At 72.4% G+C, this 26,989-nt stretch carries 22 protein-coding genes; 12 read left to right on the top strand and 10 right to left on the bottom strand.

Features of this window, described 5'->3' with window-relative positions:
* Positions 1-229 precede the first annotated feature (229 nt).
* Positions 230-1,111 (bottom strand): 3-methyl-2-oxobutanoate hydroxymethyltransferase, encoded by an 882-nt coding sequence (gene panB / locus J2N69_RS09785; protein ID WP_230900379.1) that lies wholly within the window; start codon positions 1,109-1,111, stop codon positions 230-232.
* A gap of 175 nt (positions 1,112-1,286) precedes the next feature.
* On the opposite strand from panB, the gene J2N69_RS09780 reads away from it, so the two are divergent.
* From J2N69_RS09780 to J2N69_RS09765, 4 genes are all read left to right on the top strand, one after another.
* On the top strand, positions 1,287-2,885 hold the full coding sequence (locus J2N69_RS09780; RefSeq protein WP_230900378.1) for an MFS transporter: 1,599 nt from the start codon (positions 1,287-1,289) through the stop codon (positions 2,883-2,885).
* Positions 2,886-2,939: 54 nt separating this feature from the next.
* Positions 2,940-3,548, top strand: coding sequence for a TetR/AcrR family transcriptional regulator (locus J2N69_RS09775; protein WP_408056884.1), 609 nt, complete (start codon positions 2,940-2,942; stop codon positions 3,546-3,548).
* Between the two features lie 250 nt (positions 3,549-3,798).
* Complete coding sequence (locus J2N69_RS09770) at positions 3,799-4,827, top strand: endonuclease/exonuclease/phosphatase family protein (protein WP_230900376.1); 1,029 nt, start codon at positions 3,799-3,801, stop codon at positions 4,825-4,827.
* A 142-nt stretch (positions 4,828-4,969) separates the two neighbouring features.
* On the top strand, positions 4,970-6,187 hold the full coding sequence (locus tag J2N69_RS09765) for an MFS transporter (RefSeq protein ID WP_230900375.1): 1,218 nt from the start codon (positions 4,970-4,972) through the stop codon (positions 6,185-6,187).
* A 39-nt stretch (positions 6,188-6,226) separates the two neighbouring features.
* Here J2N69_RS09765 and J2N69_RS09760 read toward each other — a convergent pair whose 3' ends face one another.
* The 4 genes from J2N69_RS09760 to J2N69_RS09745 all read right to left on the bottom strand — a co-directional run bounded on the left by J2N69_RS09760 (position 6,227) and on the right by J2N69_RS09745 (position 10,486).
* The gene (locus tag J2N69_RS09760; protein ID WP_230900374.1) at positions 6,227-7,987 is read right to left on the bottom strand and encodes an NAD+ synthase; all 1,761 of its coding nucleotides are present in this window, start codon (positions 7,985-7,987) and stop codon (positions 6,227-6,229) included.
* 81 nt (positions 7,988-8,068) lie between these two features.
* A complete protein-coding gene (locus J2N69_RS09755; RefSeq protein WP_230900373.1) occupies positions 8,069-8,308 on the bottom strand; it encodes a hypothetical protein in 240 nt (79 codons plus the stop codon).
* 129 nt (positions 8,309-8,437) lie between these two features.
* Positions 8,438-10,153, bottom strand: a complete 1,716-nt coding sequence (locus tag J2N69_RS09750; protein WP_230900372.1) for a multicopper oxidase family protein — start codon at positions 10,151-10,153, stop codon at positions 8,438-8,440.
* A gap of 135 nt (positions 10,154-10,288) precedes the next feature.
* Positions 10,289-10,486, bottom strand: a complete 198-nt coding sequence (locus J2N69_RS09745; protein ID WP_230900371.1) for a hypothetical protein — start codon at positions 10,484-10,486, stop codon at positions 10,289-10,291.
* Positions 10,487-10,873: 387 nt separating this feature from the next.
* Between J2N69_RS09745 and J2N69_RS09740 the strand changes: the two genes are divergently transcribed.
* The 3 genes from J2N69_RS09740 to J2N69_RS09730 are packed head-to-tail and all read left to right on the top strand — an operon-like array spanning position 10,874 to position 13,921.
* Positions 10,874-12,343 carry a glutamate/gamma-aminobutyrate antiporter GadC gene (locus J2N69_RS09740; protein WP_230900370.1) on the top strand — a complete coding sequence of 490 codons (1,470 nt, stop codon included), beginning with the start codon at positions 10,874-10,876 and terminating at the stop codon, positions 12,341-12,343.
* A gap of 1 nt (position 12,344) precedes the next feature.
* On the top strand, positions 12,345-13,127 hold the full coding sequence (locus J2N69_RS09735) for a DUF998 domain-containing protein (RefSeq protein ID WP_408056693.1): 783 nt from the start codon (positions 12,345-12,347) through the stop codon (positions 13,125-13,127).
* Positions 13,124-13,921, top strand: coding sequence for an alpha/beta fold hydrolase (locus tag J2N69_RS09730; RefSeq protein WP_230904655.1), 798 nt, complete (start codon positions 13,124-13,126; stop codon positions 13,919-13,921). Before J2N69_RS09735 ends, J2N69_RS09730 begins: the two co-directional genes overlap by 4 nt.
* Positions 13,922-13,949: 28 nt before the next feature.
* Here J2N69_RS09730 and J2N69_RS09725 read toward each other — a convergent pair whose 3' ends face one another.
* From J2N69_RS09725 to J2N69_RS09710, 4 genes are all read right to left on the bottom strand, one after another.
* Positions 13,950-15,008, bottom strand: a complete 1,059-nt coding sequence (locus J2N69_RS09725) for a LacI family DNA-binding transcriptional regulator (RefSeq protein WP_230900369.1) — start codon at positions 15,006-15,008, stop codon at positions 13,950-13,952.
* A 93-nt stretch (positions 15,009-15,101) separates the two neighbouring features.
* Positions 15,102-16,739 (bottom strand): extracellular solute-binding protein, encoded by a 1,638-nt coding sequence (locus J2N69_RS09720; protein WP_230900368.1) that lies wholly within the window; start codon positions 16,737-16,739, stop codon positions 15,102-15,104.
* A gap of 53 nt (positions 16,740-16,792) precedes the next feature.
* Positions 16,793-17,656: a carbohydrate ABC transporter permease gene (locus tag J2N69_RS09715; RefSeq protein WP_230904654.1), complete on the bottom strand. Its 864-nt coding sequence runs from the start codon at positions 17,654-17,656 to the stop codon at positions 16,793-16,795.
* Between the two features lie 29 nt (positions 17,657-17,685).
* Complete coding sequence (locus J2N69_RS09710) at positions 17,686-18,540, bottom strand: ABC transporter permease (protein ID WP_127913175.1); 855 nt, start codon at positions 18,538-18,540, stop codon at positions 17,686-17,688.
* 359 nt (positions 18,541-18,899) lie between these two features.
* Between J2N69_RS09710 and J2N69_RS09705 the strand changes: the two genes are divergently transcribed.
* From J2N69_RS09705 to J2N69_RS09690, 4 genes are all read left to right on the top strand, one after another.
* Complete coding sequence (locus tag J2N69_RS09705) at positions 18,900-19,871, top strand: hydroxyacid dehydrogenase (RefSeq protein ID WP_408056883.1); 972 nt, start codon at positions 18,900-18,902, stop codon at positions 19,869-19,871.
* Positions 19,872-20,599: 728 nt separating this feature from the next.
* The gene (locus J2N69_RS09700) at positions 20,600-21,961 is read left to right on the top strand and encodes a glutamine synthetase family protein (RefSeq protein ID WP_030786766.1); all 1,362 of its coding nucleotides are present in this window, start codon (positions 20,600-20,602) and stop codon (positions 21,959-21,961) included.
* A 304-nt stretch (positions 21,962-22,265) separates the two neighbouring features.
* The gene (locus J2N69_RS09695) at positions 22,266-22,481 is read left to right on the top strand and encodes a hypothetical protein (RefSeq protein ID WP_230900366.1); all 216 of its coding nucleotides are present in this window, start codon (positions 22,266-22,268) and stop codon (positions 22,479-22,481) included.
* Between the two features lie 12 nt (positions 22,482-22,493).
* Positions 22,494-23,246, top strand: coding sequence for a helix-turn-helix domain-containing protein (locus J2N69_RS09690; RefSeq protein ID WP_230900365.1), 753 nt, complete (start codon positions 22,494-22,496; stop codon positions 23,244-23,246).
* A gap of 108 nt (positions 23,247-23,354) precedes the next feature.
* Here J2N69_RS09690 and J2N69_RS09685 read toward each other — a convergent pair whose 3' ends face one another.
* Entirely contained in the window at positions 23,355-23,789 is a 435-nt protein-coding gene (locus J2N69_RS09685; protein ID WP_230900364.1) for a VOC family protein, read from the bottom strand.
* A gap of 98 nt (positions 23,790-23,887) precedes the next feature.
* Here J2N69_RS09685 and J2N69_RS09680 point away from each other — a divergent pair, with 98 nt between their 5' ends.
* The gene (locus J2N69_RS09680) at positions 23,888-26,899 is read left to right on the top strand and encodes a bifunctional [glutamine synthetase] adenylyltransferase/[glutamine synthetase]-adenylyl-L-tyrosine phosphorylase (RefSeq protein ID WP_230900363.1); all 3,012 of its coding nucleotides are present in this window, start codon (positions 23,888-23,890) and stop codon (positions 26,897-26,899) included.
* The last annotated feature ends 90 nt before the right edge of the window (positions 26,900-26,989 follow it).

Raw genomic sequence — 26,989 nt, 5'->3', positions numbered from 1 at the left:
GGCGGGGCAGGGGATGGCCCCCGGGTCACCAAAGACCGAAGCCCCCCGGAGGGAAGGGGCAGCCCGCCGACGGGGGACGACCGGCGGGCTGCCGTTGTACCGCGATGGTTCCGTTGCCGCTGGGCCGCGCGGCGACCCCCGGCCGAGGCGCCACGCCCAGTGGACCGCGATGGTTCAGTTGCCGCTGTGCCGTGCGGCGACCCCCGGCCGAGGCGCCACGCCCAGTGGACTAGTGGACCGCGTGTTCCGCCGCGGGGAACGCCCCGCCCACCACATCCTCGGCGAACGCCTTCGCCGCGTCGGTCATGACGCCGCGCAGATCCGCGTACTGCTTGACGAAACGCGGCATCTTCCCGCCGGTGAGGCCCAGCATGTCCGTCCAGACCAGCACCTGCGCGTCGCACTCGGCGCCCGCCCCGATCCCGACGGTCGGGATGTGCAGGGAGCGGGTGACCTCGACGGCCAGTTCCGCGGGGACCAGTTCGAGGACGACCGCGAACGCGCCGGCGTCCTGCGCGGCCTTGGCGTCGTGGAGCAGCCGGTGGGCCGCTTCCTCGCCGCGGCCCTGTACGCGGTAGCCCATCGTGTTCACGGACTGCGGGGTCAGCCCGAGGTGGGACATGACGGGGATGCCGGACTGGACGAGGAGTTCGGTCTGGGCCAGCGACCGCTCGCCGCCCTCCAGCTTCACCGCGCCGACGCCCGCCTCCTTCACCAGGCGGGTCGCCGAGCGCAGGGCCTGGACGGGGCCTTCCTGGTAGGAGCCGAAGGGCAGGTCGCCGACGATCAGGGCGCGCGAGGTGCCCCGTACGACCGCGGCGGACAGCATGGTCATCTCGTCGAGGGTGACGGGCACGGTGGTCTCGTACCCGAGGTGGCAGTTGCCCGCCGAGTCGCCGACGAGCATGACGGGGATGCCCGCCTCGTCGAAGACGGACGCGGTCATCGCGTCGTAGGCGGTGAGCATGGGCCACTTCTCGCCGCGTTCCTTGGCGGCGGTGATGTCGCGCACGGTGATGCGCCGGGTGCCCTTGCCGCCGTACAGCGCCTTGCTGCTGTCGGGGCTTCGCGGGGCGTCGGTGCTCTTCTGGGCAGCCGAGAGCTGCGTCATCGCAACGGCTCCTTCTGTCATCTCGAGGCGCCCTGACGGCGTCCCCGGATCACCCCCCATGGTGGCACCAGCTGGTACCCGGCGGCTAGTGGGCCCCCACGGCGACAGGCGTCCGCGGGTAAAGTCTTTCCAATACGAGACGGTTCCGTATCGTATTGGCGTTACGGTGGATCACATGTCGACCCCCACCCCCACCACACCACCCCGCGTACCGGAGGCCGTGCACCGGCGCCGCTGGGCGATCCTCGGCGTGCTGATGCTCAGCCTGCTGATCGTCGTCCTCGACAACTCGATCCTGAACGTCGCCATCAAGACGATCTCCACCCCCGAACCCACCGGCCTCGGCGCCACCCAGGGCGAGCTGGAGTGGGCGATCAACTCCTACACGCTCGTCTTCGCGGGCCTGCTCTTCACCGCGGGCCTGCTCGGCGACCGGCTCGGCCGCAAGAAGGTCCTGCTCGCGGGGCTCGTCGTCTTCGGCATCGGATCGGCGCTCGCCGCGCACTCCGGCTCGCCCGTCCACCTCATCGCGTTCCGCGCGCTGATGGGCCTCGGCGCGGCCTTCGTGATGCCGGCCACGCTCGCCGTCCTGATGAACGTCTTCGAGCGCGACGAGCAGCCCAAGGCCATCGGCATCTGGGCGGGCGGCGTCGGCCTCGCCATCGCCATCGGCCCGATCACCGGCGGCGTCCTGCTCGACCACTTCTGGTGGGGCTCGGTCTTCCTCATCAACGTACCGATCGTGATCATCGCGGTCGCCCTGATGGTCTGGCTGGTGCCCGACTCGCGCGATCCGAGGCCCGGCCGCATCGACCTCGTCGGCGTCGTCCTCTCCGTCGTCGGCCTCGTCCTGCTCGTCTACGGCATCATCAAGGGCGGCCAGCTCGCCGACTTCACCGACCCTGCCGTGCTCGGCACCTCCCTCGCGGGCCTCGCCGTCCTCGTCGCCTTCGTGCTGTACGAGAAGCGCTGCGACCATCCGTCGGTCGACGTCTCGTACTTCAAGAACCGCGTCTTCTCGGCCGCGATCAGCGCCATAGCGCTCGTCTTCTTCGCGCTGATGGGCGTCACCTTCTTCTCGGTCTTCTACACCCAGAGCGTGCGCGGCTACTCGCCGCTGCAGACCGGCCTGCTGATGCTGCCGCTCGCCGTGGCCCAGCTCATCTTCGCGCCGCGCGCCCGCCTGGTCGTGGACCGGTTCGGCGTACGGGCCGTGTGCACCGGCGGCCTGCTCCTGGTGATGGCGACCCTCGCGTCCTTCACGACCCTCGACGCCGATACGCCGATCTGGGTCCTGGAGGTCATCTTCTTCCTGATGGGCACCGGCATGGCCCACATCATGACGCCCACCAGCGTGGTGATCATGCAGGCCCTGCCGCGCGAGAAGGCCGGTTCCGCCTCCGCGCTCAGCAACACCTTCCGGCAGGTCGGCGGCGCGCTCGGCATCGCGGTCCTCGGCTCGGTGCTGTCCACCGCGTACCGCAACGGCGTCGAGGACAAGCTGACGTTGCTGCCCGCCGGCGCCCGGCACACCGCGGGCGAGTCCATCGAGGCGACCCTCGGCGTCGCGGCGAAGCTCGGCCCCCGGGGCGAGCCCCTGGTGACCGCCGCCTACGACTCGTTCCTGCACGCCATGCACGTCACGGCGCTGTGGGGCGCGGGCGTCGCCGCGATCGGCACGGTGGTCGTCTTCCTGTTCCTGCCGGGACGTACGCCGCCGGAGCCCGGCCCCCGGGAGCGGGAGAGCGAGCCGGCGGGCGCCGTCGGCCGCTGAGGGAGAATCGCCGGGGCAGCCGGCGCGCAGAGAGACGGAGACGACGTGGTCGACATCGCCAAGGGGGGCGAGCACGCCAGGGCCTCCCGGGGGCGTCCCCGGAGCGAGGCCGTGGAGCAGGCCATCATCGAGGGGGTGGTGCGGCTCCTGGAGGAGGGCGTGCCGCTCACCGAACTGTCCATCGAGCGCATCGCCCGGACCGCGGGCGTCGGCAAGGCCACCATCTACCGGCGCTGGGACGGCAAGGAGGCCCTCTTCGTCGACGTGCTGCGCGTCTTCGAGGAGCCGGACCCCGAGCTGCCCGGCACCTCGATGCGCGACGACCTCGTCTGCCTCCTGGAGGGGCTGCGCAGGCGCGGCCTGAACATGCGTTCCTCGGCCCTGCTGCACAACGTCTTCGCGCAGATGAAGGCCCTGCCCAAGCTCTGGTCGGCGTACCACGCCACTGTCGTCGAGCCCCGCCGCCGCGTCACCTGCGAAGTGCTGCGGCGGGGCGTCGCCGACGGCGAGCTGCGCGGGGACGTGGACATCGAGATGGCCAACGACCTCCTGGTCGGGCCGATGCTGGTGCGCACGGTCATGCGGCCCGACGCGCCCCTGGAGGACGGACTCGCCGCCCGGATCGTCGACACCGTCCTGGAGGGCCTGCGGCCTCCGTCCTGACGGCTCGGCGCGGCGCCCGGGAGCTGGGCGTGCGCGGCGCCCGGGAGGCAGGCGGGCGCGGCGCACGGGAGATATGCGGGTTTCGTCACAGCGTCCGCTCCCGCGCGCTGTTCAGGAACCTGCCGAGCCGCCCCGATCGTCATGGTGCCTGTACGGCCGTCGTGGACGGCAGGGACGACACCGTTCATCCCCTAGGGTTTCAGGGGCGGACCGAGACGGTGTGTACGGCAGGCAGTGAGGCGACGAAGGCATGGCGCAGGCGTATATGACGGAGACGGGCAGCGACGGCTCGGAGCCCGAGCGTCCGGGGTCCCGGTTCCGGCGCCTGCTCGACGGCTGGCGCGGCGACCCGGGCATCTGGAAGCGCGGTCTCGTCACGGCGGGGGCCGCGGGCCTCATCGCGCTGGTGATGCTCTTCCACGCGCAGATCCCCAACAACGTCGGCAACCTCGGCAGTCTCACCGAGACCTTCCTGCCGTGGCTCGGCGTCTTCATCCCGGTGCTGCTCGTCGTCGCGGTGGTCCGCAAGTCCGCCACCGCGCTGATCGCCCTGCTGCTGCCGGTGATCATCTGGCTGAACTCGTTCGGCGGTCTCATCAGCGACAAGTCGGGCGCGGGCGGCGACCTCACGGTGGCCACGCACAACGTCAACGCGGACAACGCCGACCCGACCGGCACCGTCCAGGACGTCGCCGCGTCCGGCGCCGACGTGATCGCCCTGGAGGAACTCACCGCCGACGCCGTCCCCACGTACGAGCAGGCGCTGTCGCAGCAGTACAAGTACCACGCGGTGGAGGGCACGGTGGGGCTGTGGAGCAAGTACCCGCTCTCCGGCACGCGGCCCGTGGACATCAAGCTGGGCTGGGTCCGCGCGATGCGCACGACGGTCGAGACCCCCAAGGGCGGCGTCGCCGTCTACGTCGCGCACCTGCCGTCGGTGCGCGTCAAGCTCGACGCGGGCTTCACCGCCAACCAGCGCGACGACAGCGCCGACGCGCTCGGCGAGGCCATCGCCGACGAGGGGCTCGGCAAGGTCATCCTGCTCGGCGACCTCAACGGCACCATGAACGACCGCGCGCTGAACGCGGTCACCTCCCAGATGCGGTCCACCCAGGGCGCCGCGGGCGACGGCTTCGGCTTCACCTGGCCCGCGTCGTTCCCGATGGCGCGCATCGACCAGATCATGGTGAAGGGCGTCGAGCCGGTCTCCTCGTGGACCCTCCCGGAGACGAGCAGCGACCACCTGCCGATCGCGGCGCGGGTGGACCTGTCGTCGTAACGTCCCCGTCGCCCGCTTTCGACCTCTCGGACGTGACCTGACGGAATACTGGGTACCCGCGACTTTGTTCCGTACGTAAACTTACGGATTTCCCCGCGCTCTCCCCCGCGCTGCCCCCAGCTTCCGTGGAAGGTACTTCTTCATGCCCCTGGCCCTGCTCGCCCTCGCCGTGGGCGCCTTCGGCATCGGCACGACCGAGTTCGTGATGATGGGCCTGCTGCCCAACGTCGCGGACGACCTGCACATATCCATCCCGACCGCCGGACACCTCGTCTCCGCGTACGCGCTCGGCGTCGTCATCGGCGCCCCGCTGCTCGCCGCCGTCACCGCGAAGCTGCCGCGCCGCCGGGTCCTCATCGGCCTGATGGTGCTGTTCGTCGTCGGCAACGCCCTGTCCGCCGTCGCCCCCGACAACACGTCGCTGCTGGCCGCGCGCTTCCTGAGCGGACTGCCGCACGGCGCCTTCTTCGGCGTCGGCGCGGTCGTCGCCACCGGGCTCGTCGCCCCCGAGCGCAAGGCCCGCTCGGTCTCGCTCATGTTCCTCGGCCTGACCGTCGCCAACATCGTCGGCGTGCCGGTCGCCACCGCCATGGGGCAGCAGCTCGGCTGGCGCGCCACGTTCCTCGCGGTCAGCGCGATCGGCCTGGTCGCCATCGCCGCGCTCGCGCTCCTGGTCCCGGCCGACCACGGCCACGGCGACGCGGTGGGCCTGCGCGGCGAGCTGCGGGCGCTGCGCAGCGTGCCGGTGTGGCTGGCGCTCGGTACGACCGTCGCGGGCTTCGGCGCGCTCTTCTCGGCGTACAGCTACATCACGCCGATGCTGACGGACGCGGCGGGCTACGCCGAGTCCAGCGTCACCGTGCTGCTCGCGCTGTTCGGCGTGGGCGCCACCGCGGGCAACCTCCTCGGCGGCCGCCTCGCGGACCACTCCCTGCGCGGAACCCTCTTCGGCGGCCTCACCGCGCTGGCCGTGGTCCTCGCCCTCTTCCCGCTGCTCATGGGCAGCGCGTGGAGCGCGGCGCTCGCGGTGACGCTGCTCGGCATGGCGGCGTTCACCACGGGCTCGCCGCTCCAGCTGATGGTCATGGAGAAGGCCTTGGCGGCCCCGTCCCTGGCCTCCTCCGCCAACCAGGCGGCCTTCAACCTCGCCAACGCCGGCGGCGCCTGGATCGGCGGCCTCGCCCTCGCGGCGGGCTTCGGCGTGACATCACCGGCGCTGACGGGCGCGATCCTCGCCGTCCTCGGCCTCGCGGTCGCGGGAGCGGCCTACGCGGTGGACCGCCGGGCGACGCCCGCCTCGTCGCCGGCGCGCTTGGTGGCCTCGGGGCCGGCGCACCCCCGGGAGCCGTCCCACCGCTGACGGTTCCCGAGGGCGGGCGGCGCGTCGGGGCCGCCGGTCTCAGCCCGAGGCGGTCTCGCGCCAGTGGCTGGTGATGGGGAGGCGGCGGTCCTTGCCGAAGCCCTTCGCGGAGATCTTCGTGCCCGGCGGGTACTGGCGGCGCTTGTACTCCGCCGTGTCCACCATCCGCAGCGTCTTCGTGACCAGCTCGCGGTCGAAGCCCGCGGCCACGATCGCGTCGGCGCCCTGGTCCCGGTCGACATACAGCTCAAGGATGCCGTCGAGGACCGGGTAGTCGGGCAGCGAGTCCGTGTCGACCTGGTCGGGGCGCAGCTCCGCGCTCGGCGGCTTGCTGATGGAGTTCTCCGGGATCGGCGGTGTCTGCCCGCGCTCCTGCGCCGCGCGGTTGCGCCACCGCGCGAGCCGGAAGATCGCCGTCTTGTAGACGTCCTTGATGGGGCCGTACGCGCCCACGGAGTCGCCGTACAGCGTGGAGTAACCCACCGCCAGCTCCGACTTGTTGCCGGGCGCGAGCACGATGTGCCCCTCCTGGTTGGAGATCGCCATCAGCATCGTGCCGCGCAGGCGCGACTGGAGGTTCTCCTCGGCAAGGCCGGTCAGCCCGAGCGAGCCCATGTACGCGTCGAACATCGGGGCGATCGGCACCGTGCGGAAGTTGAGCCCCGTGCGGCGCGCCAGCTCCTCCGCGTCGCCGATGGAGTGCTCGGACGAGTAACGGGACGGCATGGCCACCCCGTAGACGTTCCGCGCGCCCAGCGCGTCGCAGGCGATGGCGGCGGTGAGCGCCGAGTCGATGCCGCCGGAGAGCCCGATCAGGACGCTGCTGAAGCCGTTCTTCGCGGCGTACGCGCGCAGGCCCACGACCAGCGCCGAGTACACCTCCTCGTCGTCGTCGAGCCGCTCGGCGTACCCGCCGGTCAGCTCCGCCTCGTACGCGGGCAGGGGCTCCTCGGAGAGCGTGACGTGCTCGATGCGCAGCCCGTCGTCGACGACACCGGACGGCGGCACGGGCGCGGCGGCGGGCAGGTCGAGGTCCAGGACCACGCACCCCTCCGCGAACTGCGGGGCGCGTGCGATGACTTCGCCGTCCTTGTCGACGACGATCGAGTCGCCGTCGAAGACCAGCTCGTCCTGGCCGCCGATCATCGCGAGGTACGCGGTGGTGCAGCCCGCCTCCTGCGCCCGCTTGCGGACCAGTTCGAGCCGCTGGTCGTCCTTGTTCTGCTCGTACGGCGAGGCGTTGATGGAGAGCAGCAGGCCCGCCCCGGCGCTGCGGGTGGCCGGTACGCGGCCGCCGTCCTGCCACAGGTCCTCGCAGATGGCGAGGGCGACGTCGACGCCGTGCACCCGGACGACCGGCAGGGTCTCGCCCGGCACGAAGTAGCGGAACTCGTCGAACACGCCGTAGTTCGGCAGGTGGTGCTTGGAGAACGTCAGCACGGCCTCGCCCCGGTGCAGCACGGCGGCGGCGTTGCGCGGCGCGCCCGCGGGCTGGCCGTAGCGCGGCTTGGCCTCCTCGGTGCGGTCCAGGTAGCCGACGACGACGGGCAGCTCGCCGAAGCCCTCGTCGTGCAGCCGGGCGGCGAGCGCGTGCAGCGCGTCCCGCGAGGCCTGGACGAAGGACGACCGCAGGGCGAGGTCCTCCACGGGATACCCGGTCAGCGCCATCTCGGGGAACGCGACGAGATGCGCCCCCTGCTCGGCGGAGTGCCGGGTCCAGCGGACGATCGCCTCGGCGTTCCCGGCGAGATCGCCGACGGTGGAGTCGATCTGGTTCAGGGCGAGACGTAGTTGAGGCACGGGCCCAGTGTAATCGTCAGAGCGACGCGATGCCCTGCCGGGCGGCCTCACGTGCGCGAGCGCGCGCAACGCCGCCGCAGGTCAGCCTGAGCTTCCTGCCCAGGTGGCGCTGTCGTAACGGAGGAAGCCGGGCTCGACCTGCACCTCCAGCGCCCTCGCGGCGTCGTCCGGCAGGCTCACGGCGTACGTGGCGACGGCCTCCTTGCCGGGCAGCAGCTTGCCGGCCAGCTCCCTCGGCAGGTCGCCGTCGAAGATCTTCTGCGCCTCGGCACCGTCCGCGTCCTTGAAGGTGACGGTGGTCAGATCCAGATTGACCGGCAATTGTCCCGCTCTCCAGGACAGCGCCACCTGTCCGGTGGGGCCGTGCCCGGCGGCGGGGCTCCCGGGGAGGAGGTCCGGGAGCCCCGCCTCATCCGTAATCTTCCCTGGCGGCGGGGCCGGCGGCTGCCGTCAGGTGCGGTAGCCCAGGACCGTCATCATGCCCGCCTCCGCGTGGTACACGTTGTGGCAGTGGATCATCCACAGGCCCGGGTTGTCCGCGTCGAAGTCCACCGTCAGCGTGCCGTTCGGGACGATGATCGCGGTGTCCTTGCGGGGGCCGCGCGCCGCGTTCGCCAGGGCGAAGGTGTGGCCGTGGAGGTGGACCGGGTGCCACATCGAGGTGGAGTTGGTGAAGACCAGGCGGACCCGTTCGCCCGCGCGCAGCGGATGGCGCCGGCCGGGGGAGTAGGGCTTCTTGTCGAACGCCCAGTCGTACTTCGCCATGCCGCCCGTCAGGCGGAGCCGGATCGTGCGGTCCGGCTCGCGGGGCGGCAGGGCGACGGACTCGGCCGCCCGCAGCTTGTCCGCCGTCAGGAGGCGGCCCCGCAGCTCCTCGGGCCGGGCCGACGCGGACGGCGCCGCCCCGCCGCCCGTGCGCAGCACCGCGAGCGCCGCCGCCTTCTTGCCCTCGGCCACCGCGGTCAGCGGGAAGGCGCCGTCCTCGGCGGTGACCAGGACGTCGTACCGCTCGCCCATGCCGAGCAGCAGCGCGTCCGTCTTCGCGTGCTCCACGGGGAAGCCGTCGGTGTGCGTCACCGTCATCTCGTGGCCGCCGAGTGCCACTCGGAAGGCCGTGTCACCGCCGGCGTTGATGATCCGCAGGCGGATGCGGTCGCCGGGGCGGGCGCGGAACTCGGAGGGGGCCTGCGGCGCACGGCCGTTGATCAGGTAGTGCGGGTAGGCGACGTCGCCCGCGTCGCCCCCGAGGAGGTCGCTCTTGGCGCCCATCATCATCCGCGAGGGCCCGGAGGACCGCTTCGACTTCGACTTCGGCTTCGGGGACGGCTCTGTCCGCGCCGCCGCGTGCCACATGCCGTGGCCGCCGTGGTCCATGCCGCCCTCTCCGGCGCCGCCCCCGCTCGATCCCCCGTCGTGGTCGGCCATGCCCTTGCTCAGCTCCGCCAGCACGCCGTCCGGGGTCGAGCCGTCCACTCCGTCGACCCAGTCGTCCAGGACGACCACCCACTCCTTGTCGTACTCCAGCGGCTCCTTCGGGTCCTCGACGATCAAGGGGGCGTACAGCCCGCGGTCCTGCTGGGTGCCGGAGTGCGGATGGAACCAGTACGTCCCCGGGTCCGGCACCGTGAAGCGGTAGGTGAAGTCCGCGCCGGGCCTGATGGCCCGCTGGGTGAGGCCGGGGACGCCGTCCATGTCGTTGCGCAGGGCGATGCCGTGCCAGTGCAGGGAGGTGGGCTCCGGGAGGTGGTTGGCGAGGGTCAGGGCGAGGGTGTCGCCCGCGGTGACGCGGACCTCCTTGCCGGGCAGCGCGTCCCCGTACGCCCATGTGCGGACCTCGGGGCCGCCGAGGTCGACGCCGGTCTCCATGGCCATCAGCTTCACTTCACGGACCCGGTCGCCCCGGCCCCGCCTCTTCTCGGCCGCGGCCACCTCGGGGCCCGCCGGGTCCACATACTCCCCTTTGGGACCGGACGTGCCGGACCCGCCGCTCCCGGTGTGACCGTCGCCGTGGCCGCCGCCCGCGTCGGAGCCGGAGCAGGCCGTCAGGATTCCCGTACCGGCCACGGCGGCGGCGGCCGTGGCGCCGAGCAGGGCCCGGCGGGAGGCGGTGCGCCGCGGCTCGGCGTACCGGAGGTGGTCGAAGCGCTCTTCGTGGTTGTCGTGCATCGTCGGGTGACACCTCGTCATGGTGGTGCGTGCGAATGGGCGCATCCGCTGCTTCAGGCACACCGCTCGGCACCCATGGGTTCCCACCGGAATCCCACGAGTTCTCCGGGCAGCGCGAAGCAGCCGGCGCGCGGCCTAAATGCGCAGCACCGACAGACGGGCGAGCAGGACACGGGGCGGCGGCGCCTCGGGCCGCGGGGCGCTCGGGCGGGCGGTCGCGGGGGCGCGGGCGAGCGTCCCGCCCGGCCGCACCAGTCCCGCCCGTACCAGCAGGACGAGCGTGAAGGCCCCCAGCAGCACCGCCAGGCAGACGGAGAGCGGCTCCATGCCCATGCCCCCGCCTGTGCCCGCCGCCCCGTCGGGAGAGGGCGGTTCCGGCCGCGCTTCCTGGACCGCGTCCCCGGTTGCCCCGGCGTGCGAGGCGGCCGCGGCGAGCGCATGGCCGGCCCCATGCCCCCCGCTCAAGGAGTGCTCACCCGAGGCGTGAATCCCCGAGGCATGACCCCCCGAGGCATGGCTCCCTGAGGCATGGCCCCCCGAAGAGTGACCCCCCGAGGGATGCCCCAACGTATGCATGGTGAAGATCCCGAGGAGCAGCGCGGCGAGCAGCAGCCACTGCCCGTGCCCCGTGCGGTTCCCCGTCCTCACCATGGGGGCACCCTACCCCCACCGGGTATGGGACGACATGCGGGCTCCCGCCCCTGCGTCGATCATGAACGCATGACGACAACGGACGACGAACCGGGGCGGACCGGCGCCGACACCCTCCCGGAGCCGGACCCCGCGATCCCCCGGCAGTTCATCTCCTGGGTGACGCTCGCCTTCATGACCACCGCGTCCGTGGCCAGCCTCCGCCCGTCCCCCTCGATGGCCCTCTACGGACTCGCGGCGGTCTTCCTCTACCTGCTGCCCGCCGTGGTCTTCCTGCTCCCCACCGCCCTCGTCGGCGCCGAACTCGCCTCCGGCTGGTCGGGCGGCATCTACCGGTGGGTGAGCGAGGCGCTGGGCAAGCCCCTCGGCTTCGTCGCCGTGTGGTGCCAGTTCGCCATGACCATCGCGTACTACCCGAGCCTGCTCGCCTACGTCGCCTCGACGTTCGCCTACGTCATCGACCCCGGCCTCGCCGAGAACGGCCTCTACGTGGCGATCGTCATCGTCGTCATCTACTGGACGGGCGTGTGGATCACCTGCCGGGGCACCAGGACCGTCGCCGGGCTCTCCTCCCTCGGGCTGATCATCGGCACCCTCGTCCCCGGCGTCGTCCTCGTCGCCCTCGGCATCGTCTTCCTGGGGCAGGGCAACCCGTCCGCCGCGCCGATGAGCGCCGACCACTGGCTGCCGCCCTGGACCGGACTCGCCAGCCTCGTCCTCATCGTCAACAACTTCCTCTCCTACGCGGGCATGGAGATGAACGGCGTCCACGTGTCGTCGCTGCGCCACCCCCGGGCCGAGTACCCGCGCTCGATCTTCCTGGCCACCGGTCTCGTCCTGCTGATCTTCGTCCTCCCGGCCCTGGCCATCAGCTGGGTCATGCCGTCCGGGGACCTCAGCCTCACGGCCGGACTGATGCAGGCCTTCCAGGCGTTCTTCGACCACTTCCACATCGGCTGGATGACGAAGGTCGTCGGCGTCATGCTCGTCATGGCGGCGCTCGGCGGCATGCTCACCTGGCTCGCGGGGCCCGCCAAGGGGCTCGTCGCGCTCTCCCGGCAGGAGGGCTATCTGCCGCCTGTCCTCCAGAAGTTCAACAAGGCGGGCGTCCCCCGGAACATCATGGTCGCCCAAGGCGTCGTCACCACCCTGATCGGCGTCATGTACGCCTTCAGTGACGACGTGTCGAGCGCCTACTGGATGTTCTCCGTCGTCACCGTGCAGATCTACCTCATCGCCTACCTGCTGATGTTCGTGGCCGTCGTGCGGCTCCGTACGTCGCAGCCGCACGTGCCGCGCGGCTTCGTGGTCCCCGCCGTGACGCTCGTCGCGGGCGTCGGCTTCGTCGCGTCGGTCCTCGCGCTCGCCATCGGGTTCGTGCCGCCGGACCAGTTCGGCGAGGGGCCGCTGTGGCGCTATCTGCTGATCGTCGGCGGCGGGCTGCTCGCCCTCGGCGTGCTGGCACCCGCGGCCTTCCTCACGTTCCGCAAACCGGGGTGGGTCCACCCGGAACACCGGCCGTCCCACCCGGCGGCCTAGCATGAGCCCCCCGAGCTTCCCCTCCACGACGGCGGCCGACCCCATGCCCTCACAGCCGACGCGGCAGCGGGCCGGCGGCCGACGGCGGCCCCGCCTCGCCCTCGCGGGCCTCCTCCTGCTCGGCGCGCTCCTGTACACCACCTGGGCGTTCGAGGCGTTCCTGACGACCGGCCTGTCGCCCTTCCAGACGTACGTCAGTGAACTCGCCGCCGAGGACCAGCCGTACGGCACGTTCTTCCGCACCGCGGACCTGCTGGCGGGGCTCTGCGTCCTCGCGGCGGCGGTCGGCGCCCTGGTGTGGCTGCCGCGCCGCGGGTGGGCCACGGCGGGCTGGCTCGGGCTCGCGCTGTACGGGGCCGCCACCGCGGTCGACTCCCGGCTGCCGCTGAGCTGCGCGCCGACCGCGGACGCCGCCTGTGCCGCGCGGGAGGCGGCGGGCGCCGTCCCCTGGACGCACTCCGCGCATGCCGTCAGCAGCGCCCTCGCGATGGGCGGGGCGCTGCTCGGCATGGCGCTGCTCACCGTCGCGGCGCGGCGCGGTGCGGGGGAGTGGCCCGCCCTGGCCCGCACCGGCCCGGCCCTCGTCGGCCTCGAACTGGCCGCCACCGCCTGGACCCTGGCCTGCGTCGCCGCGATCGAGGCGGGGCGCGGGACGTGGGGGCTCGGGGCCGGGCAGCGGCTCCAGGTGCTGTTCATCGCCGTGTGGACCGTGGTCCTCGCGTGGTCCCTGGCCGCCGCCGCGCCAGCGTCCGCGTCCTCGTCCTCGTCCGAGCGGCGCGGATGACGTTCGTACGCGTCGGGGGAGTGCCGCACCACGTCCAGGTGACGGGGAGCGGGCCGGTGTGTGTGCTGAGCGCCGGGCTCGGGCTCGGCTGGTTCGACTGGGACCCGGTGGTGCCGCTGCTCGCGCCGCACCGGACCGTCGTCCGCTTCGACCGCCCCGGGCTCGGACTGAGCGGCCACGCGCGCGTGGCGCCCTCCTTGCGGGGCGAGGCGGAACGCGTCCTGCGGGTGCTGGACGCCGTGGGCCCCGGCGCGGCGCGGGCGACGGTGGTGGGGCACTCGCTCGCCGGGTTCCACATGGAGGCGTTCGCGCGGCTGTATCCGCAGCGGACGTCGGGGCTCGTCCTGGTCGACTCCAGCGTGGAGGAGCGGCCACGGGTGCGGGTGCCTCGCGGGGCGCGGGTGGCGGGCACGCGCGCGTGCGGGGCGTTTCTGTGCGCGACAGGGGTACCGCGGGCGGTGGGGCCCGCGCTGCGGAGGCTGGCGGCGCCGACTCCTTGGGCGGGGGTGTACGGGAGCGGGCGGGTGTGGCGGGCGGCGCTCCTGGAGTACATGACGTACGGCGACGTGGCGGTGGAGCTGGCGGAGCTGCGGCGGGCCGCGCCGCTGCCCGGCGGGGTGCCGGTGACGGTGCTCGCGGCGTACGCGGGGGGCTCGGGGGAGTGGCTCGCCCGCCAGCGGGGGCTGGCCGCCCGCCTCGGCGGGACCTGCCGGATCGCCGCGCCCTCGGGGCACCTGGTGATGCGGGACCGTCCCGCGGACGTGGCGGCGGCGATCCTCGCCGCGCGCTCCTGAGGGCGCGGCCCGCGCCGACACGCACCGCTCAGCCCTCCGCAGCCCCCCGCACCGCCCGCACACTCTCCCGGATCACGATGTGCGTGCCCAGCACATGCCGTTCCTGGCCCGTGCGCGGCGCACCGGACAGGGCGCGGCGCACCGCCGTGCGGCCCATCTCCTCGGCGGGGATGTGGACGGTCGTCAGGCCGGGCGTGATGTCCCCGGCCACGGGGTCGTCGTTGTAGCCCACCACCGACATGTCGTGCGGCACCCGCAGCCCGTACTCCCGCAGCGCGATAATCGCCGCCGCCGCGGCCCGGTCGTCCCCCGCGAAGACCGCCGTGAAGTCCGGTCTCCCGTCCGCCCGCTCCAGCAGGTCCCGCATCGCCCGGTAGCCGTGGTTCTGCCCGAAGCCGACGCCGTGGAGCAGGGCCTCGTCACGCTCCACCCCGTGGTCGGCGAGTGCCCGGAGGTACCCGGCGAGGCGGTCCTCGCCCGTGGTGTTCCCCGGCTGGTAGCCGATCAGGGCGATCCGCCGGTGGCCGGCGCCCAGGAGGTGGCTGGTGACGGCGTGGGCGCCCGCTTCGTTGTCGTACTCGACGACCAGCGCGGGCACGTCGGGCGCCGGCGCGGGGCGGCCGCACAGCACGAGCCGGGAACCCGCCGCCGCGAGGACCTCGGCGTAGCGCGCCATCCGCCGGCGGTACTCGTCGTCCTGCGTGACCCCGCCCACCAGCATCACGGCCTCGGCGGCCTGTTCGCGCATCATCTGGACCAGGGCCAGCTCGCGGGCCGTGTCGCTGCCCGTGGAGGCGACGAGGGTGAGCCGGCCGTGCTGGGCGGCCTCCATCTCCACGCCCTGGGCGACCTGCGCGTAGAAGGCGCCCACCACGTCGAGCATGAGCACGGCTATCGTCTTGCGCCCGGCGCCCGCCAACGCGCGCGCGTGCGCGTTGGCGACGTAGTCCAGGTCCTTGACGGCCCGCAGCACCTTGGCGCGCGACGCCGTGGACGTCGGGTAGTTGCCCGCGAGGACCCGCGAGACGGTCGCTACGGAGACGCCCGCGCGCGCGGCCACGTCGCGGATGGTGACTCGCTCTCCCATGTGTCTCCCTCACTCGGCAACCCCACTGGCCCGAGGCGCCGTTGCCCCCGACGGCATCGCCCCGGACCCATCATCCCGCGCCCCGCGCCCGGCTCAGTGCGCGGCCTCGTACTCCTTCAGGAACTCCTCGGCGGAGCGCTTGCCGCCCTGGGACCGCCACTTCTCGTAGATGCCGTCCCAGTCGGAGAGCTTCTTGCGCCCGGCGACGACCGCCGTGACGCCGTCCGTGATGATCTGGTCCATCGTGGCGCTCTGCCGGTTGTACGTGTCCGACATCAGGCCCCAGTGGTCGTCGGGGACGAGCAGTGGCACGACCTTCTTCTGCCAGGCGTGCAGCCGTTTCGTGAGGTCGGGGAAGCCGGGGAAGTACAGCGGCTGGGGCGCGTCCATGAGGTACGGGAAGGGCAGGTTGGTGCGCGAGTCGACGAGGCCCAGCTCGGTGGCGACCGGGTCGCCCGCCTTGTCGTACCGGAAGTGGGTGCCCTCGACGCCGTAGTGCGTCAGTTCGTACTCCTTGGTGCCGAACGGCGAGGCGAGCCAGTTCAGTACGCGCAGCATCAGCCGCACGCGCTCCTTGGAGGCCTTCTTGATGACGGTGTAGCCGAAGCAGCCGCGGTTCTGCTGGTAGACCGGGGTGGCCCCGTCGACCGCGTACGGCTCGGCGACGTCGAGCGTGAACTCGTCCTTGATGCCCTGGGCGTTGGACATGACGGCGCCCCAGCCGTCCGTCATCGAGCGGACCGTGCCGTTGTGGAACTGCGTCTTCAGGTCCACCTGGGAGATCGAGGTGGCGTCGGGGTTGTACGAGCCGTCCCGGCGCAGCCGGGCCATGTACTCCAGGGCGGCCTTGAACGCGTCGGTCCCGTACATGTCGATGACCTTGCCGTCCTTGATCTGCCACTGGTTGGGCGCGCCGTGCCACATCGCGTGGTAGAGGTATCCGAAGAAGCCCACGGTGGACGCGCCGAGGGCGAACCGCTTGCCCTGGGACGCCTCCTTCGCCATCGCCCGGAAGTCGGCGGCGGACATGCCGGGCCGGTAGCCGGCCTCGTCGAAGGCCTCGCGGTTGATGAACATGGCGCCCTGCACCTTGGCGCGCTCGACCGGCACTCCGTAGATGCGCCCGGCGATGCGGCCCATGCCCTCCCACGCGTACGTCGGGATGCCGGCGAGGTGGGGGTAGTCCTTGGCGGCGTCGCCGGACAGGTGCTCGCTCAGGTCGGCGCAGCGCGCCTTCACGAACTGCGACTCCCTCGGCAGGACGTAACCGCCACCGAAGTTGATCATGTCGGGCAGGTCGTCGCCGGACATCAGCGTGGACATCTTGGCGCGGAAGTCCGCGTCCGGCACGACGGTGAACTCGATCTCCACGCCGAGGGCTTCGTTCACCGCCTGCCAGTACGCGTTGCGGCCGACCGGCTTGGGCGGGGTGCCGTACGTGATGGTCAGCACCTTGACCTTCTGCTTGCCGTCGCCCGGCTTCTCGGCCGTCGCCCGGACGAGCTTCTCGGGGTACTTCGTGTACCCGGCCTGCACGCCCTCCTCGGTCGGCGCCAGGTCGGGGGCGGGGCCGCCGGTGGGCGTGTACGCGGGCCAGGGCACCGCCTTCTTGCCCGCGTTGGAGACGCTTCCGCCACCGCCGGAGCCGGTCGAGCAGGCGGTGAGGACGGAAGGGGCGGCCAGGGCGGCGCCGCCGACGGCTATGGAGCGCAGCAGGGTGCGCCGTGACATCGAGGAACCGGACACAGGGATGAGCCCTTCTGTACGACGGTGATACGCGGGGATCAGCTCTTGATGGCGCCGGTGAGCACGCCCTTGGTGAAGTACTTCTGGAGGAAGGGGTAGACGACCAGGATCGGCACGGTGGCGATCACCAGGACGGCCATCTGCGTCGTCTGCGGGGCGGAGACCAGGCCGGCCTCGCTCAGCCCCGTGTCGGCGATCTGCGAGCCGCCGATGACGTACGTACGGAGCACCTGGGAGAGCGGCCAGTGGTCCGACTCCATGTAGATCGAGGCATGGAACCAGGCGTTCCAGTAACTGACGGCGTAGAAGAGGGAGACCACGGCGAGGGCCGCCTTGGAGAGCGGCAGCACGATGCGCCACAGGATGTGCCAGTCGCCCGCGCCGTCGAGCCGGGCCGCCTCGTACAGCTCCTCGGGAATGCCCTGGAAGAAGCCGCGCAGCACGATCAGATTGAAGACGTTGATGAGGACGGGGGCGATGAGCGCGGCATACGTATCCATCATCCCCAAGCCCTTGACCAGCAGGAACGCGGGGATCATGCCGGGCGGGAAGAGGAAGGTGAAGAGGACGAGCAGCAGGACGGGCCTGCCGCCGAAGACACCGGGGCGGGCGAGGGCGTACGCGAGGAAGGTGGTGCACGCCAGGGAGAACAGCGTGCCCACGACGGTGAGGGCCACGCTCACACCCAGCGCCTTGGTGACGATGCCGCCGCTGAGGATGGTGCGGTAGGCACGCAGCGTCGGGTCGCTCGGCCACAGGACCCAGCCGCCGTTCTCCACGACCTCGCGGTTGGAGGCGAGCGAGGTCGAGACGATGACGAGGAACGGCACGAGCACCAGCGCGAGAACGACCGCGACCGCGACGGCCTTGGCGGCCTGGGTGGCGAACCGGGGCCGCTCCATCCAGGCGGGCCTGGAGACGTGTCCTGCACTCACTTGTAGACCCCCTGCTCGCCGAGCCGGTGGGCGACCCGGTTGGCGGCGAAGACGAGCGCCGCGCCGACGACGCCCTTGAACAGTCCGGCGGCGGCCGCGTATCCGGTGTCGCCGCCGACGATGCCCTGCCAGAACACGAAGGTGTCGAGCACCTCGCCGACCTCCGGGCCGACCGACTGCCGTTGCAGCAGCATCTGTTCGAAGCCGACGGAGAGGATGTCGCCGAGCCGCATGATCAGCAGCAGGACGATGATGGGCCGGATGCCCGGCAGCGTGACGTGCCAGAACCGGCGCCAGGGCCCGGCCCCGTCGATCGCGGACGCCTCGTACAGCTGCTCGTCGACCTGCATGAGCGCGGCGAGGAAGATGATCGTCCCCCACCCGGCGTCCTTCCAGATCACCTCGAACACGACGAGCGGCTTGTACGCGTCCGGGTTGCCGATGATGTCGACGGTGTGCAGCCCGGAGTCGCTCAGGAACGTGTTCAACAGGCCGGTGTCGCTCAGCACTTGCTGGAAGAGCGCGACCACGACGACCCACGACAGGAAGTGGGGCAGATAGATCACGGACTGCGTGAAGCGGCGCAGCAGGTCCGAGGTCAGGCTGTGCAGGAGCAGGGCGAGCGCGAGCGGCGCCGGGAAGAAGAAGACGAGCTGGAGCACCGCGATGAACAGGGTGTTCCACGTCGCGTGCCAGAAGTCCGGGTCGCCGAACATGCGCTCGAAGTTCGCGGTGCCGACCCAGGGGCTGGCCCACAGGCCGTCGAAGGGGACGTACTCCTTGAAGGCCACCGCGTTGGCGACGAAGGCGCCGTAGTGGAAGACCAGGAAGTACACCAGCCCCGGCACCATGAGGAGGACCAGGAGGCGGGTGCGTTGAAACCGTTTCCGCAGCTCGCCGTGGGGTGGTTTGCGGCCGCTTGCCCTGTTGTCACGCCTGTCGGGCGGCTTCACCGCCTCGGTTTCCGCCCGGTTCTTCGTCACCGTCGGCACGGCAACCCCTCCGTCGTCGGAATAAGGTGCCCGGAATCTAAAGCGGTTACTGTCCTCGGTCAACCCCCTTTGCCCGGGCGTATCTTGACCGTCTTCCCGGGTTGGTCCTAGCCTCCGGGCACTGGTGGGTAACCGGTTTCTACGAGGGACGGTCACGCGTGGCAGATCAGGCACAGCAGGCGGAGCGGGCCGGCGGCCCGCCGATCACGGCCCTGGCGATGGGCGCCGACGTCGCGGCCCGGGTCTTCCCTCCCGACCTGCGGGAACGGCTCGGCGCCCGCGTGGAGTTGGCTCCCGGCGTCCTGACCGGGCCGCTCACCGGGGCCGCGTCGCGCCGGGTGCTCGCCGGGGCGGAGATCCTGGTCACGGGCTGGGAGTGCCCGCCGCTGACCCCCGAGGTCCTGGCGTACGCGCCCCGCCTGCGGGCGGTCGTGCACGCCGCGGGGTCCGTCAAGGCGATGGTGACGGAGGCGGTGTGGGAGCGCGGCATCGTCGTCTCCTCGGCGGCGGACGCCAACGCGGCTCCGGTGGTGGCGTTCACGCTGGCGGCCATCACGTTCGCGGCGAAGGGGGCGTTGCGGACGGCGGCCGGGTACGCGGCCGGGTGGCCGCCGTTCACCGAGCGCACCGGGGCCGACGCGCGCACCGTCGGCGTCATCGGGGCGTCCCGCATCGGGCGGGGCGTGATCGCCGCGCTGCGGGCCTCGGACGCGGGGTATCGCGTACTCCTCACGGACCCCTACGTGACGCCCGCCGAGGCGGCGTCGCTCGGCGCCGAGCTGTCCCCGCTCCCCGAACTGTGCGCCCGCAGCGGCATCGTCACGGTGCACGCGCCGCAACTCCCCGAGACGCACGGCCTGTTGAGCGAGGCCATGCTGAGACTCATCCCGGACGGGGGCTGCGTCATCAACACGGCCCGGGGCTCACTCGTCGACACGGAGGCGCTGGCCCGGGAGTGCGGCACGGGCCGCCTCGACGCGTTCCTGGACGTCACGGACCCCGAGCCGCTGCCCGCGGGGCACGCCCTGCTGACCCTCCCGAACGTCCTCGTCACGCCGCACATCGCGGGCGCGCAGGGGAGCGAGGTGCGGCGGCTCGGGGAGTACGCGGCCGCCGAGATCGAGCGGTACGTGGCCGGGGAGCCGCTGCGGGGGCGGCTCCGCCGGGAGGACCTGGGGCGGCTGGCGTGAGGTTCCCCGGCGGGGGGTGGGGCGGGGCGGCCCCTGAACGCCACCGGGCGCCCCGCAAGGACATCTCCCACCGACCCGCCCGTCATCCGGCGGTGCTGCGCTCCCGTAGGGGCCTTGGCACGGTGGCCCACCGGTCCGCAGCCGTGAGTGCGACCTGAGGGGACGTGGCGGTATGTCCGCCCGGAGCACAGTGGTGCGACGCCGGGCCCCGAAGCGGCGAGGCGCCGACGCCAAGATGGCGAGGACGGACATACCGCCGCGGCCCCGCCCCCCGACGAACGGGAGACGCGCCCCAAACGCAGCCGAACCGGGAGACGAGCCCGGCCCCCCACGAACAGAAGCCGCGACCCCCGCCCCCGACGACCCGCGCCGACAGACAGACGCACGCCGCCCCCTCGGGACGACCCGCGCCGACAGACAGACGCACGCCGCCCCCTCGGGACGACCCGAGCCGACAGACAGACGCACGCCGCTCCCCCGGACCACCCGAGCCGGCAGACGTACGCCGCCCCCCTCCAGCGAGCCACGGCCGCGGCGGTACCCCGCCGCCGTTACAGCGCGGCCCATCAGCAGGCACTATGGGCACAGAGCGGCACGCGCCACGGACCCGCAACGCGTTCGAAACCGCGTGGTGGGATGCTCGTGTGCCCGAGGTGTCACATGGTGCGGGAGCAGGCGGCCTGACCGGCAAGGATGGCCTGACCAGCAAGGATGGGTGGAAGCGGAAGATGGACAAGCAGCAGGAATTCGTGCTCCGTACGTTGGAGGAGCGCGACATCCGGTTCGTACGCCTGTGGTTCACGGATGTCCTCGGCTTCCTGAAGTCGGTGGCCGTGGCCCCGGCCGAGCTGGAGCAGGCCTTCGACGAGGGCATCGGCTTCGACGGCTCGGCGATCGAAGGCTTCGCCCGGGTGTACGAGTCGGACATGATCGCCAAGCCGGACCCGTCGACGTTCCAGGTGCTGCCCTGGCGCGCGGAGGCCCCCGGCACCGCCCGCATGTTCTGCGACATCCTGATGCCGGACGGCTCCCCCTCCTTCGCGGACCCGCGCTACGTACTGAAGCGCGCCCTCGCCAAGACCTCCGACCTCGGCTTCACCTTCTACACCCACCCCGAGATCGAGTTCTTCCTCCTGAAGGACAAGCCGCTGGACGGCTCGCGCCCGACGCCCGCCGACAACTCCGGCTACTTCGACCACACCCCGCAGAACGTGGGCATGGACTTCCGCCGCCAGGCCATCACGATGCTCGAATCCATGGGCATCTCGGTCGAGTTCAGCCACCACGAGGGCGCGCCGGGCCAGCAGGAGATCGACCTGCGGTACGCGGACGCGCTCTCCACGGCCGACAACATCATGACGTTCCGCCTGGTCATGAAGCAGGTCGCGCTGGAGCAGGGCGTGCAGGCCACCTTCATGCCGAAGCCGTTCTCCGAGCACCCCGGCAGCGGCATGCACACGCATCTGTCCCTCTTCGAGGGCGACCGCAACGCCTTCTACGAGTCCGGTGCCGAGTACCAGCTCTCCAAGGTCGGCCGCTCCTTCATCGCGGGCCTGCTGCGGCACGCCGCCGAGATCTCCGCCGTCACCAACCAGTGGGTGAACTCCTACAAGCGCATCTGGGGCGGCTCCGAGCGCACGGCGGGCGCGGGCGGCGAGGCACCCTCGTACATCTGCTGGGGACACAACAACCGTTCCGCGCTGATCCGCGTGCCGATGTACAAGCCGGGCAAGACCGGCTCGGCGCGCGTCGAGGTCCGCTCGATCGACTCGGGCGCCAACCCCTACCTGACCTACGCGGTGCTGCTCGCCGCCGGGCTGAAGGGCATCGAGGAGGGGTACGAACTCCCGCCGGGCGCCGACGACGACGTGTGGGCGCTCTCCGACGCCGAGCGCCGCGCGATGGGCATCGAGCCGCTGCCGCAGAACCTGGGCGAGGCGATCGCGCTCATGGAGAAGTCGGAGCTGGTCGCCGAGACGCTGGGCGAGCACGTGTACGACTTCTTCCTCCGGAACAAGAAGCAGGAGTGGGAGGAGTACCGCAGCGAGGTCACGGCCTTCGAACTGCGGAAGAACCTGCCGGTGCTGTAGGAGGACCGGGCTGTCCGGGATATTCGGGCCGTGCGGGAGGCCTCTTCCGGGAGGTTCCCGAGCGGAGTACCAATTTTTCTGGTCAGCGTGGGCGTGAGTGCATCAACGCGGTACTGGACGCCACTGAGCCGCGTGGCGGTCGCGTGAATGGGGCGGGGCTGCATCAACCCCGTGAGGGCTTCGGGACGCGGTGCCACCATGTTGCCGAGTCGCCGACGGGCGCTCGTTCGTCGGCGCCCCGTCGGGCAACAGTCCGTGGCTGAGCCGGGTGGACACCCGGCCCTTCGAGATCCAGAGGTACCCCATGCACTCACACCGGCGTCCGGCGTGCATCGCGCCCGAGCCCTCCGTCCGGCTGGACGGCAAGCAGACCGTCATCGTCGTCGTGGTCCTGGTCCTGGGCGTCGCGCTGGCCGTCACCGGAATGCCCGTCATCGTGGTGGCGGAGGTCCTGGCGACATGCGGCCTGATCGGCGCCCACCTGGCGCGACGCGCTCCGGTCACGGCCGAAGCGCGGTGACCCGGGCCGGCCATGGCACGCCCAGAGCGCTCGATTCCCGCCTGCGACCCGGACCTGGAGCGGCTCGCGGAGTGGCTGCGCAGGCAACGCCGGGCGGCGGGCCTGAGCCACCGGGAGATGGCGGAGACGTCCGGGCACGCCTTCTCCGCCACCACCTTCTCCCGCGCCGCGAGCGGGTACCGCATTCCCCGCCTGCCGGTCGTGGAGGCGTACGCCCGCGCCTGCGGAGCCCCGGTCGGCGAGGCGCGGCGGCTGTGGCAGGCCGCTCGCTACGCCGAGCACCGGCGGAGGAACCCCGGGGCCGGTGTGCCCGAGCCGGACCGGGTGTACGACCGTGAGGGGCTGGCCCAGGAGTTGCGGAAGCTCTACCACAAGGCGGGCGCGATGCCCGTCGACGAGATGGAACGCCGGGCCGGCCGCCACGGGGAGCTGCCGCACAGCACGGTGCTGCGGATGCTGGCGGGCAAGTCCGTGCTCGGCCTCGCACAGCTCATGGCCTTCCTGCGGGTGTGCGAGGTGACCGACGGCGTCGAGGTGCGGCGGTGGTGCGCCGCCTGGGAGCGTGCCCGGCGCCGTCAGGAGGTGGAGCGCCAGGCGAACCGGCTGGCGCGTGTGCACGAGGCGTCGGCGCGCAGCCGTCGAAGCGTCCGCGACAACAACGCGTCCGCCGCCCCCGGTGGCGGTCCCGCGACCCACCCCCGGTTCCACCCCTACCCTCACGCCGCTCTCGCGGGGTCCTGGAAGCAGCGCACGGGAGCCTCGTAGAGCCTCGGGGAGCGGCGCGAGCCGACCACGCAAGCACGAAAACGCCGCGGGCGCGTCTGCCGGATCAGTGAGCAGACGCGCCCGCGGCTCTTCCCTGGCTCTCGCGCGCTACGAGGCGTCGACGATCGCCTCCCGCAGCGGCGTGGTCGCGCGCACCCGGTACTCCTGGATCGCCCAGCCGTTGCCGTCCGGGTCCTTGAAGTACATGAACGTGCCGCCGTCCTGCGGCGCGTGCTGCACCGGCTCGGAGACGTCAAGGCCGCGCGCGGTCAGCTCCGCGTGCGCCGCCTTCGCGTCGGCCACACACAGCTGGAGCCCCTGGTAGGAACCCGCGGCGGGCGCCGGGCCGTCCATCGTGTCCCAGAGGGTGTCGGAGAGGGCGATGGAACAGCCCGAACCGGGCGGCGTCAGCTGGACGATGCGCAGGCCCGGCATCACCTCGGCGTCGATGTCGACGTGGAAGCCGAGCTTGTCGCGGTAGAAGTCTCTCGACCGGTCGATGTCGCTCACCGGCAGCGGGATCACTTCGAGTGTGTATTCCATGCCCGGCAGTACATCAGGCGCGGCGGGCCCACGGGGCGGAACGCGGCGGAGAGGCCGTAGGCTCGGGCCCAGGAGTGATCGAACGGAGGCGCGAGACCATGACGCTGCCGCAAGGCCGCAGAAGCAGTACGTTCACGCGGCTGCTGCGGCACGGTTTCACCGACCCGTCCGCGGCGGAGCGGCTTCTGGACGCCCCGGAGCTGACCGCCGTCCGTTCCGACCCGCTGCTCCTGGACGCCCTGGGCGCCACCGCCGACCCCGACCTGGCGCTGCTCGGCCTCGTCCGGCTCGTGGAGGCGCAGGAGGACGAGGCCGGGCGGCGCGAACTGCTCGACACCCTCGTCACCGCCAAGCCCCTGCGCGACCGCCTGCTCGGGGTGATGGGCGCCTCCGAGGCCCTCGCCGACCACCTCGCCCGCCACCCCCGCGACTGGCGGGCGCTGGCCACGTACGAATCGGCCGACCTGCACCCCGGCGTCGCGGACTTCGAGCGCGGCCTCGCCGAGGCCACCGACCCCGTCTCGCTGCGCGTCGCCTACCGCCGCTGCCTGCTGGCCATCGCGGCCCGTGACGTGTGCGGCACCACCGATGTCGCCGAGGCGGCGGCCGAGCTGGCGGACCTCGCGACGGCGACGCTGCGCGCGGCGCTCGCCATGGCCTGCGCGGCGGCTCCCGGTGACGCCGCGCAGTGCAGGATCGCGGTCATCGCGATGGGCAAGTGCGGCGGCCACGAGCTGAACTACGTCTCCGACGTCGACGTCATCTTCGTCGCCGAGCCCGCTGAAGGCGGGGCAAGCGTGGCGGGCGCCGACGAGGGCAAGGCGCTGCGCGCCGCGACCCGGCTCGCCTCGCACATGATGCGGATCTGCTCCGAGACGAACGTCGAGGGCACCATCTGGCCCGTCGACGCCAACCTCCGCCCCGAGGGTAGGAACGGCCCGCTGGTGCGGACCCTCTCCAGCCACCTCGCCTACTACCAGCGCTGGGCGAAGACATGGGAGTTCCAGGCGCTGCTCAAGGCCCGCCCCGTCGCGGGCGACCTGGCGCTCGGCGAGGAGTACGTCGCCACGCTCGCGCCGCTGGTCTGGCACGCCGCCGAGCGCGAGAACTTCGTGGCGGACGTGCAGAAGATGCGCCGCAGGGTCGTCGAGAACATCCCGGCGGGAGAGGTGGAGCGGGAGCTGAAGCTCGGGCCCGGCGGGCTGCGGGACGTCGAATTCGCCGTACAGATGCTCCAGTTGGTGCACGGGCGCAGCGACGCGTCGATCCGCAGCGGGTCCACGCTCGCCGCCCTGGACGCGCTCGGCGCGGGCGGCTACGTCGGCCGGGTGGACGCCGCCCAGCTGGACGACGCGTACCGCTTCCTGCGCTCCCTGGAGCACCGCATCCAGCTGTACAAGCTGCGCCGCACGCACCTGGTGCCCGAGGACGACGCGGACCTGCGGCGCATCGGCCGCTCCCTGGGGATGCGCACGGAGCCGATCACCGAGCTGCACCGCGCGTGGAAGCGGCACACCTCCGTCGTGCGCCGCCTGCACGAGAAGCTGTTCTACCGCCCGCTGCTCGACGCGGTCGCCCAACTCGCCCCCGGCGAGGCGAGGCTGAGCACGGAGGCGGCCCGCGAGCGGCTCGTCGCGCTCGGCTACGCGGACCCGAGCGGCGCCCTGCGCCACCTGGAGGCGCTCGCCTCGGGCGTCTCCCGCAAGGCCGCCATCCAGCGCACGCTGCTGCCCGTCCTCCTCGGCTGGTTCGCGGACTCCGCCGACCCCGACGCGGGCCTGCTCAACTTCCGCCAGGTCTCCGACGCCCTCGGTAAGACCCCCTGGTACCTGCGGCTGCTGCGCGACGAGGGGGCCGCGGCGGAGAACCTCGCCCGCGTCCTCTCCGCCGGCCGCCTCGCCCCCGACCTGCTCCTGCGCGCCCCCGAGGCGGTCGCCCTCCTCGGCGACGAGCGCGGTCTCGTGCCGCGCGGCCGTGCCCACCTGGAGCAGGAGATCCTGGCGGCGGTGCGCCGCGCCGACGGCGCCGAGCAGGCCGTGACGGCGGCGCGCGGGGTGCGCCGCCGCGAGCTGTTCCGCACCGCCGCGGGGGACATCATCGGTTCGTACGGGACGGAGGAGAGCCCCGCCGAGGCCGACCCGGGCGCGCTGGTGGACCGGGTGGGCGACGCGATCTCCGACCTCACCGCCGCCACGATCGCGGGCACCCTGCGTGCGGTCGTCCGCGAGGGCTGGGGCGACACGCTGCCGACCCGGTTCGCGGTCATCGGCATGGGCCGCTTCGGCGGCCACGAACTGGCCTACGGCTCGGACGCGGACGTCCTGTTCGTGCACGAGCCGCGCGAGGGCGCCGACGAGCAGGAGGCGGCGAAGGCGGCGGCGAAGGTGGTCGCGGAGATGCGGCGCCTGCTGCAACTGCCCTCCTCCGACCCGCCGTTGGCGATCGACGCAGACCTGCGCCCGGAGGGCAGGAGCGGCCCGCTGGTGCGCACGCTGGGCTCGTACGAGGCCTACTACCGCCGCTGGTCCCTCGTATGGGAGTCCCAGGCGCTGCTGCGCGCCGAACCGGTCGCGGGCGACGAGGAGCTGGGCCGCGCCTTCATCGACCTGATCTCCCCGCTGCGCTACCCCGCGGAGGGCCTCGGCGAGGACGCGGTCCGCGAGATCCGCCGCCTGAAGGCCCGCATGGAGGCGGAGCGGATGCCGCGCGGCGCCGATCCGACGCTCCACACCAAGCTGGGGCGCGGCGGCCTCTCCGACGTCGAGTGGACCGTCCAGCTCCTCCAGTTGCGCCACGGCTGGGCCGAACCCGGCCTGCGCACGACCCGCACCCGCGAGGCCCTGGCCGCCGCCTGCGCCGCGGGCCTCATTCCGGCCCAGGACGCGGCGACCCTGGACGAGGCCTGGGTCCTCGCGACCCGCGTACGCAACGCGGTGATGCTGGTACGCGGCAGGGCGGGCGACACGTTTCCCTCCGGGGGGCGGGAGCTGGCCGCCGTGGGCCGGTACTTGGGCTACGACGCGGGTCACGTCGGCGACATGCTGGACGACTACCGGAGGATCACGAGGCGGGCGCGGGCGGTGGTGGAGGAGAGGTTCTACGGGGCGTAGCGGCGCGGGCTCGACCTGTGCGCCGTACGCGATGGGCCTCCGCCTGGGCGTCTGCCGGGTGCTGTGTGTCGGCGGGTGCGGCTGGGGTGT

Origin of the sequence: Streptomyces huasconensis, from assembly GCF_021028635.1 — a bacterium.
Classification (GTDB): Bacteria; Actinomycetota; Actinomycetes; order Streptomycetales; family Streptomycetaceae; genus Streptomyces; species Streptomyces huasconensis.
This window is presented reverse-complemented; position numbering and strand designations above follow the sequence as displayed.